The 13,788-nt window shown below is 62.6% G+C and carries 15 protein-coding genes; 4 read left to right on the top strand and 11 right to left on the bottom strand.

What is annotated here, in order from left to right:
* Window positions 1-93 precede the first annotated feature (93 nt).
* The 4 genes from GTA51_RS10245 to GTA51_RS10230 all read left to right on the top strand — a co-directional run bounded on the left by GTA51_RS10245 (window position 94) and on the right by GTA51_RS10230 (window position 3,077).
* Window positions 94-501 carry a hypothetical protein gene (locus tag GTA51_RS10245; protein ID WP_211922525.1) on the top strand — a complete coding sequence of 136 codons (408 nt, stop codon included), beginning with the start codon at window positions 94-96 and terminating at the stop codon, window positions 499-501.
* A 62-nt stretch (window positions 502-563) separates the two neighbouring features.
* Window positions 564-1,199 carry a DUF2491 family protein gene (locus GTA51_RS10240; RefSeq protein ID WP_160960827.1) on the top strand — a complete coding sequence of 212 codons (636 nt, stop codon included), beginning with the start codon at window positions 564-566 and terminating at the stop codon, window positions 1,197-1,199.
* A gap of 12 nt (window positions 1,200-1,211) precedes the next feature.
* Window positions 1,212-2,303 carry a hypothetical protein gene (locus GTA51_RS10235; RefSeq protein ID WP_160960826.1) on the top strand — a complete coding sequence of 364 codons (1,092 nt, stop codon included), beginning with the start codon at window positions 1,212-1,214 and terminating at the stop codon, window positions 2,301-2,303.
* A 15-nt stretch (window positions 2,304-2,318) separates the two neighbouring features.
* Entirely contained in the window at window positions 2,319-3,077 is a 759-nt protein-coding gene (locus GTA51_RS10230; RefSeq protein ID WP_160960824.1) for a coiled-coil domain-containing protein, read from the top strand.
* Between the two features lie 304 nt (window positions 3,078-3,381).
* Here GTA51_RS10230 and GTA51_RS10225 read toward each other — a convergent pair whose 3' ends face one another.
* The 11 genes from GTA51_RS10225 to GTA51_RS10175 form a co-directional block, all read right to left on the bottom strand.
* Window positions 3,382-3,741: a hypothetical protein gene (locus GTA51_RS10225; protein ID WP_160960822.1), complete on the bottom strand. Its 360-nt coding sequence runs from the start codon at window positions 3,739-3,741 to the stop codon at window positions 3,382-3,384.
* A 360-nt stretch (window positions 3,742-4,101) separates the two neighbouring features.
* A complete protein-coding gene (locus GTA51_RS10220) occupies window positions 4,102-5,697 on the bottom strand; it encodes a glycosyl hydrolase family 28-related protein (protein WP_246198080.1) in 1,596 nt (531 codons plus the stop codon).
* A 373-nt stretch (window positions 5,698-6,070) separates the two neighbouring features.
* Window positions 6,071-7,156 carry a sensor histidine kinase gene (locus GTA51_RS10215; RefSeq protein WP_160960819.1) on the bottom strand — a complete coding sequence of 362 codons (1,086 nt, stop codon included), beginning with the start codon at window positions 7,154-7,156 and terminating at the stop codon, window positions 6,071-6,073.
* An 80-nt stretch (window positions 7,157-7,236) separates the two neighbouring features.
* The gene (locus GTA51_RS10210) at window positions 7,237-7,686 is read right to left on the bottom strand and encodes a response regulator (protein WP_160960818.1); all 450 of its coding nucleotides are present in this window, start codon (window positions 7,684-7,686) and stop codon (window positions 7,237-7,239) included.
* A gap of 10 nt (window positions 7,687-7,696) precedes the next feature.
* On the bottom strand, window positions 7,697-8,422 hold the full coding sequence (locus tag GTA51_RS10205; protein ID WP_160960808.1) for a hypothetical protein: 726 nt from the start codon (window positions 8,420-8,422) through the stop codon (window positions 7,697-7,699).
* On the bottom strand, window positions 8,419-8,805 hold the full coding sequence (locus tag GTA51_RS10200; protein WP_160960806.1) for a response regulator: 387 nt from the start codon (window positions 8,803-8,805) through the stop codon (window positions 8,419-8,421). Before GTA51_RS10200 ends, GTA51_RS10205 begins: the two co-directional genes overlap by 4 nt.
* Window positions 8,806-8,810: 5 nt before the next feature.
* Window positions 8,811-10,523, bottom strand: coding sequence for an ATP-binding protein (locus GTA51_RS10195; protein ID WP_160960804.1), 1,713 nt, complete (start codon window positions 10,521-10,523; stop codon window positions 8,811-8,813).
* A gap of 2 nt (window positions 10,524-10,525) precedes the next feature.
* Window positions 10,526-10,876, bottom strand: a complete 351-nt coding sequence (locus tag GTA51_RS10190) for a dinitrogenase iron-molybdenum cofactor biosynthesis protein (protein WP_160960802.1) — start codon at window positions 10,874-10,876, stop codon at window positions 10,526-10,528.
* Window positions 10,873-12,150, bottom strand: coding sequence for a sigma 54-interacting transcriptional regulator (locus GTA51_RS10185; protein ID WP_160960800.1), 1,278 nt, complete (start codon window positions 12,148-12,150; stop codon window positions 10,873-10,875). Before GTA51_RS10185 ends, GTA51_RS10190 begins: the two co-directional genes overlap by 4 nt.
* Before the next feature lie 87 nt (window positions 12,151-12,237).
* On the bottom strand, window positions 12,238-12,657 hold the full coding sequence (locus GTA51_RS10180) for a DUF1634 domain-containing protein (RefSeq protein ID WP_160960798.1): 420 nt from the start codon (window positions 12,655-12,657) through the stop codon (window positions 12,238-12,240).
* Between the two features lie 46 nt (window positions 12,658-12,703).
* Window positions 12,704-13,675 carry a sulfite exporter TauE/SafE family protein gene (locus GTA51_RS10175; protein ID WP_160960796.1) on the bottom strand — a complete coding sequence of 324 codons (972 nt, stop codon included), beginning with the start codon at window positions 13,673-13,675 and terminating at the stop codon, window positions 12,704-12,706.
* Window positions 13,676-13,788 lie beyond the last annotated feature (113 nt).

Raw genomic sequence — 13,788 nt, 5'->3', positions numbered from 1 at the left:
CGACCCGGGCGCTTTGGATGAAACTTGGTTTAGAATCCAGGCCGCCCCGCCATCGGCCTTGCCCTTGCACAACTGATTCTATACATGGGCGGTATGGCAGTGAACGGCGCAGGCGGCACGCCTGGGGGGCTGGGGCGGTTTTTTCTGGGGCTGGCCATGATGGTTGCCGGCGGCTACCTGTTTTTAAACTCCATTCGGGTCTATCATTTCTTCAGCCTGGGCTATGCCCTCCACAGCTTTGGTCCGGTCCGCCTGACCACCGGTATGACGCTTATTCCGCTGTGCCTCGGCCTTGTCATGATTTTCTACAACGCCCGCACCATCCTTGGCTGGCTGCTGTTTCTGGGCAGCCTTTTGGCCGTATGCGTCGGCGTCATTGCCTCCATCCGCTTTTCCCTGGCCGGCATGTCGCTGTTTGATTTACTCGTCATCCTGACCCTGCTGCTCGGCGGCCTGGGCCTGTTCCTCGGTTCCCTGCGCTCCCAAGGCTCGACCACCTGAAGGGACCGTCCGGGTCGTGCGGCGTTTGAACCCGTTAAACCACTCTGTTGCGAGGCTAGGACATGTTTTTTGGCAAACGGTCGGCACCGGACAACCATCCCGACTACCCGCGTTTTCCCCTCGATCTGCGCATCGGGGCCATCCTGGCCGTGGACGTGGCCGAAGCCCTGCGCTTTGAAGGGCTGGGCCTGACCCTTGCCCTGCCCCAGGGCGAACTGCTGGTAGACGCCCTGTCATCCACGGCCCTGTTCGGCCTGACCTTGGTCCGGGCTTATGCCAAACAGGGCGAGAACGCCTATCTCTTCCAGTTCAACTTGGATGCGGCCGGCGCGCTCAACGACATCAGCTTTTTTCACCTGCTCCAGGAGATTCGCCCGGCCAGTGCGGCGGACTGGGGCCTGTGGCTCGATGCCGGAGGACTCATCGGCGGCAAGGATCTCAATGCCCCCAACGGCCAGACCTATCTGCGCCAATGGGGCGACGGCGACTATGCACCACCGGTGGAGGCCGCCGAGCTGATTTTCACCGATCCCAAAGCCCCGCCGCGTCTGGTTTCCCACCAGATGCACCTGTATGCCCGCACGGTGGGGGAGGAAAACGAGAACATGCTGGTCAGCGCCGACACGGAGCCTGAAGCGGCCCTGGTGCGGGCCTGGATTGGTCTTGATCTCACACCCTACGGGGTCAAGGTCTATTAAGGAGGCCCCGGCATGAACCGCAGCGTCCGGTGCGTTTTCTTCCTTCTCCTGGCCCTGGCCCTGGTCCTTGGCGGCCAGCCGGCCCAGGCCAAGAGCAGCAAGTCGTCCTCTTCCAGCGGCGGCAAATCCTCGTCGTCCTTTTCCAGCAGCGGCAAGTCCTCGTCGTCGTCCAGCGGCAAGAGTTCCGGCTGGAGTAATTCCTTAACACCCTCGGCCCCGGCCGCGCCGGCCAAACCCAGCAGCAGCTCGTCATCCGGCTGGGGGAACAGCTCCGCCCCAAGCGCCCCCGGTTCGGCCAAACCCGGCAGCACCCCGGCCTCGGACCCAGGCTCCGGCAAAGCGCCCTCGGGCTGGGGCAACAGCGCCCCCAAGGCCGCGCCAGCCCAAAGTTCCACGCCCAAGCCGGCTACCGGCGGAGCCTGGAGCAACAGCACCGGGACCAGCGCCGCCCCGGGCGCGGACAGCGGCCGATCCAAGTCTTCCTTTGCCACAACCGGCCAGACGGCCGTCCAAAAGGAAGCATCGACCAAGGCCTACAACGAATACAAGGGCAAGTTCGCCAAGCCGGACAACCCGGTGCGCGACAGCGGTGCCGCGTCCGGGCCGCAACCCACGCGCACCTGGGATAGCTACCGGGATTACAGCAACAACCGGGACAACTATTATGCCGGGCGGGGCTGGAGCGCACCGGGCTACGCCTACCGCAGCGCCCCGTCGTTTGGCCTGTGGGATGCCATGTTTCTGTGGTTCATGCTGCGCCAGGCCAGCGGCCCGAGCTTTCTGTACAACCACCAGGGCGATCCCGGCGTGCAGGCCTTTCGCCAGGAAGCCGACAAGCTGGCCGCTTCCAACGAGGATCTCAAAAAACAGCTCGCCGATGTGGACGCCAAGATCGCCCAGATGCGCAAAGACGGCGTGCCCGTGGACCCCAAGAACCTGGACGGCGTCGATCCGTCAGTGGCCCTGGCGGCCGAGCGCGTGGTCAGGGAAGACGCCGCCAAGGCGTCGGGACTGGGGTCGTGGGTGTGGATACTCGGTGCGGGGGTGGCTGTCGCGGTCCTGTTTTTGCTGCTGACCCGTCGTCGCGCCAACACCAGAAAATAAGAAAAGGAGCCAAGCATGTTATCGTTTCTCAAACAATATGTCGCGAAAAAGACCGAAGACGCCCAGTCCGGGTTTCTCAAACTCATTGTGGAGTTTGACCCGGAGAGCGCTTCGGAAGCCGAGATCGGCGAACTCGACGCCATCCTGACCAAGCTCACCCGCCAGATGGTGGGGGCCAAGACCGCCTGGGACAAGGAACAACAGGAAGCCGAGGCCATCAAAAAGGCCTACACGCTGCGCGTCAGTGCCGCCGAGCGTTTGCAGGCCCAGATGGACGTCACCCAGGGCGACCAAAAGGCCCAGATTGAAGCCAGCCTGGGCAGGCTGGTGGCGGATTTGGAAAAGATGGTGCCGGAAGTGGAGCGCGAAGAGGCCGAGGCCAAGGAAGCGCAAGTCTTTTACGAAGAACTCAACAACGCCGTCAAAACTGCCTCCGAACGCCTGAAAACGGCCCGTTCCCGCTTAACCGAGGCCAAACGCCGCATGGACATGGCGCAAATCCGGGCCGAGCGCGCCAAGGAGCAGGAAGACCGGGCCAAGGTGCTCTCCGGCATAAAAAAGCAGGCCGACACCATGGGCACGGCCTTTGACGCCATGTCGGCCCGAGCCCAGGAGCTGGAGATGCAGGCCCAGGTCCATCAGGAAAAAGCCAAGCTTTTGACCCAGCCCAAGGAAGAGGAAGACCCGATTATTGCCCAGGCCCTCAAGGACGCGGCCGGCACCGAACCGCAACAGTCCCTGGGTGACCGGCTGGCAGCGCTTAAAAAGCACTAAGCAGGGCCGCATCGCCCGCCTGGGGCGCTGCGGTTGGAAGCAGCGGTCGTTCGCCATCGGGCGACCGCTCCCCAGGCTGCGGTCGCCCGGTGCATTCTGAGCGCTTCAACGCGTATCGTGACCCCCAAAAACAGTGCTGTTTTTGGGGGTCATAATTTTTTAAGGCAGCGTGTTGTTGCTTGGAGAAGCAGACTACTACGAACGCAACGCCCTACGAAGGGTCTGGCACCTGGGCGAAGCGCTCATCGGTCAGGAAGCCGGATTTTCCGTCGCCGGCACAAAGGGCCGGCGCCTGGGCGAAGCGCTAATTGCCGATGCGAAACTCGAAATTCTCGTCATCGATCTTGCCGGCTCCGGTGCCGGAGAACCCCGCCGAGACAAACTGGAAATAGCCCTTGCGGCCGTCCTGGCACATGACCGTTCCCCGACCTTCTTTGCGGGTCACATAGCCAAAAACGCCCTGGCAGGTCACGCCCCGGCTGGTCAGCAGATCAATGCTTCCGTCGCCGCTTAGCGCCACCACGGCCGTGCCGGTAAACGTCTCGGCGCTGTTTTTCACTTCGCCCGTCACCGGCAGGCTGATCGCCTGGGCCGGGACGGCGCAACAATGGATCGCCAGCCAACTGGCTGCAAGCAGCCCCAACATCTTGCAAACGCTACGCATGAAAGCCCATCCGGTTCAAAGGTATTGTCAGTATTGGTCCTACCAGTAAAGCGCGTGCCCGTAAAGGCACGCTAAGCGAACTACCTAAGACTCTTTTTGCGCCCTGGCAACCCTTGCCGGGGAATTGCCCGCGCACAGCGCACAGGGTAAACCCACCCCCGCAAACACGCCGAAAGGCACGGCAAGACCGTCTACACGAGATTACACCCGCCGGGACCGCGAAGAAAGCGGAGCTGTCCGACGGGTCTACACGGTGACTGAGAGGAGCAACAAGAAGGGGCAGGCCCTGCTCTTGCCGGAGTACGAGGCCTTTAGCGTCTGGGCAGACCTCGAAAACGACCACTTTTGACGGTTACGCTGTTACGGCAACAGCAGCCCGTTGATCGCGGCCAGGGTGCCCGCGACCCCGGCGGGCGTGGGCGTCGGCGTCGGTGTCGGCGTCGGCAAGGTTGGAATGCCCAGGGCGCGCTGTGCGGCCGGATTGACCAACTGGCCATCGGCCAGCATCGGCCAGGTGCAACTGCAATAAAATGTCGGCGCGTCGGCCAGGTAGAGGCTGGCCGGGACGTCGGTCACGGGGCAGTTGTCGGCGTCGGCGGCCAGGGCGGGCAGGATGGCATTGCCGTCCAGCACGGTTCCGGTGATGCCCGAGGCCACGGTGAGCGGTCCGCCGGCCAGGATCACGTTGCCAAGGACAATCTGGCCATGGGAGGCGTCCATGATCTCGATGCCTTCCTGTTCCACGATGTTTCGCAGCAGCACGTTGCCCGGCCCGGCCGGTCCCCAGTAGTCGGTGATGTCGATTTCCTGGACGATGTTGCCCTCGAACAAATTGCGGAAGGGATAGTGGCCGTGCACCGAGATGTCGCAGGCCGTCCACTCGGTGGATTCGCAGACCGTTTTGCCGGAGTAGTTGTAGGCGTAGACGTTGCCGTTGGCACCTTGGCTCACGACCATGGCATGACGCAGGGTATCAAAGACGTTGTTCTGGATAAGGCAGTCCGAAACGTGGCGTCCCAGGCTTACGCCGTAGCCTCGTCCGCCGTCGCCGTAGTCATGGGAGTACTTGAAGGTGGAATCGGAAACCTCAATGGAGGCCGAGGATTCGGCGTAGATGTGGGAACCCACCGTCCAGGTGCTTTCCACCCGGCGCACCCAGCAGTTGAGCGCGTACTTAAAATGAATGATGTCGCCACCGACCGCCCCGCCGCTGTCCTCGCGAGTCAGGTTCAAATCTTCAATGCCCACATCGTGGCCCAGAGAATAGACCCGCGCCCGCGCGGTCAGGGCGGTCTTGAAATCAGTGCGCAGCGGCCGATCCAGCGTCAGGGTGGAGCCGGACTTGGCCGTGACTTTGACGAACTGCCCCACCACGCTCTGGGCCCAGTCCTGGTTCCATTCCGGATCGGTGTACATCGTGGCCGGGTCGTTTTGCTGCTCGATCTCCACCATGTCGCCAACCTTGAAGTTGGTGGCGCTGGCCACCGTGATGCTGCTGGCACCGGCCACGGCGCTCTGGGACAGGTTCGACCAGCTTTTGGAATTATACGTGGTGAAATCGATGCAGGGGTCGGAGGAGCCGTTTAAATTAAAGATGAGCTTGGACGTGCTGCTGCCCTCGCCGCGCAGCACCTTGCCGCTGGTCATTTCCAGGGAGGCGGTGATGCGGTAGCTGCCTTGGGGAATGGACAGAATCCCCGGGCTGGCCAGGGCGGCCAGGGCACGTTGAAAGGCGGTAGTGTCGTCGCGAACGCCATCGCCCACGGCCCCGTAGTCGCGCACCGACACGGTCTGGACCGGGGTGGGCGGAGTCTGGCGCAGTCCGGCCTTGTCCCAGGCGGCAATGGGGTCGGCATAGGTCGCGGCCATGGCGCTTCCGGCAGCGGTGGTTACGAACAGGGTGGCAAGCAAAAGAACGAACGCAGCCAAGCTGCGACGGGGTGTGACGGTGCGCATGGGCATCCAGGTGCTGGGGATTGGAGAACCGCCTGTCTGGTTGCAGATGCCGTGCCTTTGTGAAAAAGTGCGTTCTCCTGCTCAAAAAGCCTGTTATGCTGTCGCTTAGCCCATCTTGCCCTGGGCCGGGTTGGCAATGATTTCCACTGAATGTGGAAAACATTGCCGGAAAGTGGCGTGGTTGTGGAATAAAGCGAGGCTGGTCCAGGCCGGCAGGCTGGACCCGGGACCGATAACGGGGCGTTTGTGCAGGATAAAAAGAGCGTCTCTCCACCCTCGCCGCGTAGGAGACCCGGGGGGCTCACCTGCAAGGTGGCCCGCACGGCGTTTGAAAGCCAACGCGGCACGGTCCCCACGAACAGGGGCTTGGCCGTCAGAAACCGGGGAAACGGGCCGTAAACAGACTGCCGCCGCCCGGGCGCAGTTCGTAGGCAATGTCGCCGCCAAGGCCCCGGGCCACGCCGCGCGCCGCAGCCAGCCCCAGGCCGCTGCGGGCGTTGGAATCGCGGGTGGAAAAAAACGGCTCAAAGATGCGCGGAGCCACAGACGCGGCAATGCCCGGGCCGTCGTCGGCAACGGTCAGGACAAAGGCCCCGTCCGCGACCTGGGCCGCAATCTCCAGCCGGCCGCAGCGGTCTTCCATGGCGTCCAGGGCGTTGTCCACCAGCACCGAGCAGATCAGTTCAAAGGCCCCGGGTGGAAAATGCACGGCCAGTTGCGACGGGACGGCATTCACACAGGCAATGCCCTGCTCCCGGCTGCGTTCGGCCCGATCCGCCAGCACCGCCGCCGCCGCCGCATGGGGGGAAAGGACGGCGGGACGCGGATCGAAGCGGCCGCCGCACTTGAGCAGATTGAGCATCACCGCCTTGATACGGATGCCCTGGGCCGCGATCTGCCGGGCGGATTGGCGGATTTCGGCCGTGGTCTCGTGGGCGGATTCGGGCAGATCGTCGCACAGATCCTCAATCCAGCCGGCCATGGTGGTCATGACCGTCACCGGATTGTTGATTTCATGGGCTGCGCCCTCGGCCACCCGGCCAAGGGCGGCCAGACGCTCGACTTCGATCAGGCGCACGGATTCGGCCCGACGCAGCTTGCGGCCATAGGCGCGGGTCAGCGCCTCCACCAGCTCCTCAAAATCCAGGCTCTTGGACAGGTAGTCGGCGGCACCGAGCTTCATGCCGGCCACCGCCGTCTCTACCCCGGCCTGCCCGGTCAGCATGAGGGCCTCGCCGGCAAAGCCGGTCTTTTTCAGCTCCGCCAGCACCTCCACCCCGCTTAGACCCGGCAAATTGACGTCGAGCAGCACCAGATCCGGCGGGGACGAGGCCGCCGCACGCAACGCCTCGTCCCCGTCGGCAGCGACGGTCACCGCGAAGTCGCGGCTCTCAAGCCGCTGCGCCAGAAGCGCCGCGTAAAGTGGCTCGTCGTCAACGAGCAGGACGGATATCGGCATGCGCCGTCTCCCTCGGAGTCCCCGCTCCAAAATCGGACTGGAACGCGGCTTGCGCGTCACAACGTGGGGCGGTTCTGCCCTTATTTCTCTTCGTCCAGGATTTCATGGGCTTCGTCAAAAGCCCCGGCCTGGGCAAAGGTGGCGGCCACCATGGCGTCTTCGAGCTTCTCGCGGTAGGCCTTTTTCACGGTGCCGAGCAGTTCGTCGATCTCCACCGGCTTTTTGTGGTAGTGGAACGCCCCGAGCTTCTTGGCTTCCTCTTCGATGACCTCGTTGCCGTGGCCGGTGAGGATGACGATGCGCACATCGGGGTTGGTCTGGCGGACCTTGCGCAGCACTTCCATGCCGTCGATGCCGGGCATGCGCAGATCGAGCACCACGACATCGGGCACTTCGGACTTGACGGCCTCCAGGGCTTCCTCGCCGGAATAGACGACCTTGGACGGCACATCGCGCATTTTCAGGCGCTCGGCCAGGGTGTTGACGAAGTTTTCCTCATCATCAACCAGCAGCAGCTTGATCTTTTTCATGGCAGTCTCCTTATGAGGCTTGGCCCGCGCCGGGCGGACACGAAGCCGGTGTTGACGTGGGCTGTTCCTGAAAAATAAGGGTCAGGGGCGCATCCGGCGCTCCGCAGACCAGGGTGGCTCCGGGCACGGCGTCGAGAACGTCCTGGCAGGCGGCCCGGGCCTCGGGGGCAAACCCGCCGTCCGGCCGGCCGAGCACCAGACGCAGACTACCGGCATCGGCCTGGCAGGACAGCCGCAGCTCGCTGCCCATGGGCACATGGGGCAGGCAGGCCAGCAGCGTCTCCGTAAGCGGCCCGAGGTAATCAACCTGGCGCAAAACCGGCCAGGACTGATCCGCAGCGCAGGAAGCCGTATCGAGGGTCACGGTGAGCTTTCGGCGCTTGAGCAGTCGTTCGCACAAGAGCAGCATGGCGGCGATGGCCTCGGGCGGCGAGGCGGGCCGGCCGCCACGCTCCAGGCTGTGGGCGGCCAGGGCCAGGGCATCGGTCAGTCCCACGGCCCGGGCCAGTTGGCCGCGCAGCATTTTAAGCAGTTCCTGAAACCGCTCCTTGTGCTCAAAGCCGCCTTTAAAACCCAGACTTTTGAGACGCGTACGCGAATCAGCGGCCAGACAGTCTTCCATAAGCCCGAAGGCCTGGGTAAAAGTGGCGTAGACGTTCATAAGATCGTGGCAGGCCGCAGCCGTCACAACACCTAAAAACCGTCCGTCGCCGTCCGTGGCCGACACATCAATCATTGGGCCTTTCCTCCGATGGCAGCCGCTTCGGCGATTTTGGCCAACAGGGCGTCGAGCTCCAGGGGCTTGAGCAGATAGTCAAAGGCCCCGAGCTTCATGCCTTCCATGCCGTCGCGGGTGCCGGCCTGACCGGTCAGCAAAATGACCTGGATTTCAGGATTGGTGGCCTTTAAGTGGCGCAGGATGTCCAGGCCCTTAAGCCCCGGCATCATGACGTCCATAATCACCACGTCCGGTTTTTCGGTGGCGATCTGTTTAAGCGCCTCCTCGCCGGAATAGGCGCAGCGCACCCGCAGTCCCCGCAGCGCCATGCGTTCGGCCAGGGTGGCGGTGAATTCCTTCTCATCGTCCACAAGCAGAATATTGACATCGTGTATGCGCATCGCTGCTAGGCCTCGTGTTTCGGATGTTTGGGGAAGCACAGGGTAAAGACCGTGCCCTTGTCCACTTCGCTTTCCACGCTGATCTCACCGCCCAAGCGCTTGACGATGCCGTAGGTGATGGACAGCCCAAGGCCGGTGCCCTTGGTCTTTTTGGTGGTGAAAAAAGGCTCGAAGATGCAGGTCAGGGTGTCCTTGCTCATGCCGCAGCCGTTGTCCCGGACTTCCACGCACACGCCCTCGCCGTCGCCGCGGGTGCAGACATCGATGCGGCCGGCGTCGGGCACGGCGGCCAAGGCGTTGTTTAAGATATTGAGGAACACCTGCTGGAGCTGCCCCCGGTCGGAAACGATGCGCGGCGCGTTGGCATCGAGGGTGAGGCTGAGCTCAATCTTTCGGTGCAAGGCCTCCTGGGTCAAAAAGCCGCTGGTTTCCTGAAGAACGTCGTTTAAATCAAGCTCTTCCAGGCTGACGTCCAGGCGGCGGGCAAAGCCAAGCATGCGCCGGGTGATGTCACGGCAGCGAATGACGGTTTTGAGCACTGAGTCGATGAGCTGTAAGTAACGCTCCTTGTCGGGAAAATCCTCGCGCAGATCGATCAGGTCGCGCATAAGGCCGGTCTTTTCGTTAATGACCGCCAGCGGGTTGTTGATCTCGTGGGCGACGCCGGCGGCCAGACGGCCGATGGAGGAGAGCTTCTGGGCGTGCTCCACCTGGCGCAAGGCCAGCTCCCGTTGTTCCTCGGCCTCGCGCATGCGCCGCAAGAGCAAGTCGGTGATTTTGTAGGAGGCCACAAAGACGGCCAGCACCCCGGCGCAGAAGATAAAGACCAGATCGCCGCGTACCGTGTACCAGGTGCGCAGCATTTGCGCCTTGGGCTTGATCGCCGCCAGCACAAAGTCGCTTTCCGGGAAATAGGTATAGGCTAAAAAGATGTCTTCCCCTTCGGCGTCCTGCTGTTGCAGCACGGTGGCCTCGAAGGTCGGCGGCGGCATGGGCAGGGAAAAGGTGTCGAGCACCTTGCCGAAACGCTGGGAACTGGTCTGGAGGATGCCGGCCCGGTTGAGCAGCAACGCGTCGGACCCGGGTTCCAGCCCCATGGCCACGATGATCTTGTCGAACTGGTGCGTGTCAAGCGTTGCCCGCACGATAAACGGCTCGCCCGAGTCCAGGGTGTGGCGCACGGCCACCACGACGTGGGGAAATTTGCGAAAGCCCATGAACACGTCGGAAATATAGCGGCCCTTGACCCGGACCTCGTTAAACCAGGTCTGCTCGGCGTAATTGTGGCCTTTTAGGGCATAGGGGCCGACATAGTTGACCAGCTCGCCCTTGTCGTTAATCAGGCCGATATCGACGAAACCGACGTATTCAGTCTGTAAAATCTTTAAAATTCTGGCCAGATCCTTATCATCCGCCAGTTCCTTGAACGTATAGGCCTGGGCGATAAAGCCCACGGCCGAGGTGCGCTCGGCCAAAAAAAGCTCAAAGGAATTTTTGGCCTTGTTCACGATGACCCGCAAAGGATTCTGGATCTCGCGGGACAGGGCTTTTTGGTATTCGTAATAGTTAAGCGCCGCCATGATGGCCAAAGGCAGCGTGGCGGTTATAAGCATGAGCGCCGTGATCTTTCGCCGCAGCGACCGATAGATCCGGGGGGTTACAACCACGTCGGAGGAACTGAGGCCTTCCAGATGGCGGCTGAAAACTTTGCGAAACATGATCAGCCCTCGCCTTGGGGAAACAGGATGTCCCCGGAACTGAGCCGCCCCCCGGCCAGACGCTCCAGCACCGGGCCGAGTTCGCCGGCCACGTTGTCAATGACGTCCACCCGCTTCCAGCGCAGGTAATGATAATACTCTTCTTCCATACCGCCGGCCACAACGGTGTCGATGTTGTGGGCCAGCACGTATTCACACAGATCCTCGGCCGAGTAGCAGGCGAAGATGATTTCGGATTGCGACGTCACCGTCCCGTCATCGTCAATGGCACAGACCAGGGCCTCGGCCGTTTTATCGAAACGCCAGGCCACCTCGTTGCCGCGAAGGGCAATCAATACCCGATGTCCGCTCATGTCCCGCTCCTCTTGCCGGCCGGCTCTTTTTTGGCCTTGGCCGCCTTGGGTTTGGGCGCATCCGCTATTGCCCCCAGACTGGGCACTTCCTCTGCAGCCCCAGCCGGGCGCACCGGCACGTAGACCGGCAGGTTGGCCGGGACAATCAGCGGCGTCTTGGAGGTCATGACCGCGTATTCGACAATGTTTCGCAGCTCGCGCACATTGCCCGGATAGGGATATTCGGCCAGCACGCTCATGGCTTCCGGGGAAAAGCCTTTCACGCTTTTTTTAAAGCGCTCGGCAAAGCGTTCGGCAAAGTAGGCCAGCAAAAAGGGCAGATCCTCGCCGCGCTGCCGCAGCGGCGGCAGATCGAGGCGCAGGACGCTTAAGTGCTTGTAAAATTCCGGGTCAAGCAGGCCCTTGGCCGCCAGTTCCTCGGGATTGCGCTGGGTGGCAAACAACAGCCGGACATCCACCGGCTGGGGCGTTTTTTCGCCCAGCGGACAGATGGTTCCGGTATCGAGAAAGGCGGCCAGGCGCTGCTGCAGGGACAGGGGCGCGTCGGAGAGTTCCGGGAAGAACATGCTGCCGCCGGTCGCCTCCTGGAAACGACCGCGAATCTCCTCCAGGCCCGAGCCTTCCTCGGCCACGCGGCCGAAAAGCTCGGCTTCGAGCAGATTCGCGGGCAGGAAACCGAGATTCATGCGCAAAAACGGGCGTTTGGCGCGCAAGGAGCTTTCATGGACAAGTTCGGCGATGAGATCCTTGCCCGTGCCGGTCTCCCCGACCAGCAGCACCGGGCGTTCGGACCGGGCACACTCCGGCAGCACCGAGAGGATGCCTTCCATCACCGCGCTCTTGCCGATCAGCGCCCCCAGGCCGGACTTTTTCGTCAACATGCCGTCGGTCTCCCGCTGGTCCAGCTCTTCCACAAAGTCCACGCGGTACAAAAGCTCGCCATCCCGGTTGCGCAGACACCGGGTGCTTAAACGCACCGGTATCTTTCGCCTGCCCCGATTGACGATGTCGGTTTCCAGGGACTGCTCGCAGCCCCCCCCGCGCAGGTGGGGGCAGTCGCGGCCGCACAGCGCTGTGCGCAGGACGTGCCGACAGGGCAGTCCCCGGGCCTCGTCCAGTCGGAAACCGGTCAACCGTCGCAACGAGGCATTGAGGTGCACGACCCGCCCGAGGGTGTCGTAGATCGCCGCCCCCAGGGGCATGGCGTCAAAAAACCCGGGCAAATCCACGCCACCTTCGGCAAACCAATCCGCCTCATTCGTTGCTGTTGCCATCACTCCTCCATGCCTGCGGCGTTTCGCTTGACGCGATATCCATGCATTACGCGAACCGCCGACGACAGGGAAGCAGGGCCGCCCGGCCTAGTGTCCCCCGCCACCGACAATGCCGGAAGCGGCAAAGGCGAGCACCAGGATTTCCAGCACGGCGATGGTAGCGAAAATCGGCTCCTTCTTTTTCATATAGGCGCCGATCAGCGGCAGATAGCACAGGATGGTCATGCCCGATAAAAGCACCACGCCGGTGAAATTGAGGAAATCGCCCTGGCCGATGAGTTTGAGCCAGCCCCAGCCCGTGGGGACGTTGCCCTTTTCCAGATAGACCTTGACCGGCTGGGACCAGAGTTGGGTCACGGTATCCAGCGGCACGTGGGGGGTGACCAGACCCGAGATATACAGCAGATAGGTCACGGCCATAAGGCCCAGGGAGCCCCAGCAGCCGTAGAAGAGCATGTTGGAATAAACAACCTGTTCAGCCGGGGTCTGTGTGGTATCGGTGCTCATGAAAGTCTCCGTAGAGTGTGGTATCGTGGTTGGGGGCAAATGCGGCTCAGCCGATGCCCAGGCCCTTAAGCAGCGCTTTGGCTCCGGCAAACAGCAAGACGCCAATGACCATGTAACGGATAAACTTCGGCTTGGCCTTGGCCAACAGCCGCACGCCCACAAAGGAACCGAACATAAGGCCCACGATGGACGGAATGGCCATAAGCGGAATGACGCAGCCCTGGTTCAAATAGATCCAGGCGGCCGAGGTGTCGGTGATCGAGAGCAGGAACTTCGACGTGCCCACGGCAACTTTGAGCGGCACGCCCATCATGAGGTTTAAGACCGGGACGTTGGCCCAGCCAGCGCCCAGGCCGAACATGCCGGCCATGACGCCGATGATGATAAACATGAGCAGACCGGGCAGGGTGCGGTGGGTCTTCCAGGCATAGTCCTGGCCCGAGGAGGCGTCGTGGTAGACGCCGTTCATGCCCAGCGCAATGCCCAGGGCATCGGGATTTTTGACCTCGGGCACGGCCACGTTTTTCGACTTGAGGATCAGGAGGGCGATAAAAAGGATGGTGGCACCCAGAGCGATCTGGACCACGTTGGTGGGCAGGGCCAGACCGATCAAGGCACCGACAATGGCGCAGGACGAGGCGATAAGGGCCACAGGCAAAGCCAGGCGCAATGAGGCCAGGTTGCGCTTGAGCAGACCCGGACCAGCGGCCAAAGCGCCAGCCAAGGCAACCATCAGGCCCGCGCCGCGCACGAAGTCGAGGTGGAAGGGGAAAAAGCCGCTGACGAGTGGCACGTAGAGCACGCCGCCGCCGACACCGGCCAGCACCGCGATGATGCCGAGGATGAAACAGAAAAACAGCAGAATTAGGGGCCACATCCACCAGGGGCCGGTGACACCGGCCTGATCGAGGGCCTGGGTCACGGCCGCATCGTTCTGGGCCGCCATGGCGAAGACCGCAATCAGCAGGGCAGCCGCGAGGACCGGCAGGCCCGCTTTGAGTAAAATTTGCCGCTTCATGATCCTCTCGTTCTCCTTTTCCGAAATGGTGTGGTGGGTGGGCGTCCGGCCCGGCCGGCGGCTCGGGTCGAAACAGGGGCTCGCTGTATCCGCAGGCGAACCGTCCCTTCTGA

It is taken from the genome of Solidesulfovibrio aerotolerans (genome assembly GCF_009856865.1).
Taxonomy (GTDB): domain Bacteria; phylum Desulfobacterota; class Desulfovibrionia; order Desulfovibrionales; family Desulfovibrionaceae; genus Solidesulfovibrio; species Solidesulfovibrio aerotolerans.
The sequence above is the reverse complement of the archived record's forward strand: the minus strand, read 5'-3'. Positions and strand labels throughout refer to the sequence as shown.

Coding starts and splice junctions, on each gene's coding strand:
- GTA51_RS10245 (WP_211922525.1), top strand. CDS start 94: ATGGCAGTGAACGGCGCAGGCGGCACGCCTGGGGGGCTGGGGCGGTTT.
- GTA51_RS10240 (WP_160960827.1), top strand. CDS start 564: ATGTTTTTTGGCAAACGGTCGGCACCGGACAACCATCCCGACTACCCG.
- GTA51_RS10235 (WP_160960826.1), top strand. CDS start 1,212: ATGAACCGCAGCGTCCGGTGCGTTTTCTTCCTTCTCCTGGCCCTGGCC.
- GTA51_RS10230 (WP_160960824.1), top strand. CDS start 2,319: ATGTTATCGTTTCTCAAACAATATGTCGCGAAAAAGACCGAAGACGCC.
- GTA51_RS10225 (WP_160960822.1), bottom strand. CDS start 3,741: ATGCGTAGCGTTTGCAAGATGTTGGGGCTGCTTGCAGCCAGTTGGCTG.
- GTA51_RS10220 (WP_246198080.1), bottom strand. CDS start 5,697: ATGCGCACCGTCACACCCCGTCGCAGCTTGGCTGCGTTCGTTCTTTTG.
- GTA51_RS10215 (WP_160960819.1), bottom strand. CDS start 7,156: ATGCCGATATCCGTCCTGCTCGTTGACGACGAGCCACTTTACGCGGCG.
- GTA51_RS10210 (WP_160960818.1), bottom strand. CDS start 7,686: ATGAAAAAGATCAAGCTGCTGCTGGTTGATGATGAGGAAAACTTCGTC.
- GTA51_RS10205 (WP_160960808.1), bottom strand. CDS start 8,422: ATGATTGATGTGTCGGCCACGGACGGCGACGGACGGTTTTTAGGTGTT.
- GTA51_RS10200 (WP_160960806.1), bottom strand. CDS start 8,805: ATGCGCATACACGATGTCAATATTCTGCTTGTGGACGATGAGAAGGAA.
- GTA51_RS10195 (WP_160960804.1), bottom strand. CDS start 10,523: ATGTTTCGCAAAGTTTTCAGCCGCCATCTGGAAGGCCTCAGTTCCTCC.
- GTA51_RS10190 (WP_160960802.1), bottom strand. CDS start 10,876: ATGAGCGGACATCGGGTATTGATTGCCCTTCGCGGCAACGAGGTGGCC.
- GTA51_RS10185 (WP_160960800.1), bottom strand. CDS start 12,150: ATGGCAACAGCAACGAATGAGGCGGATTGGTTTGCCGAAGGTGGCGTG.
- GTA51_RS10180 (WP_160960798.1), bottom strand. CDS start 12,657: ATGAGCACCGATACCACACAGACCCCGGCTGAACAGGTTGTTTATTCC.
- GTA51_RS10175 (WP_160960796.1), bottom strand. CDS start 13,675: ATGAAGCGGCAAATTTTACTCAAAGCGGGCCTGCCGGTCCTCGCGGCT.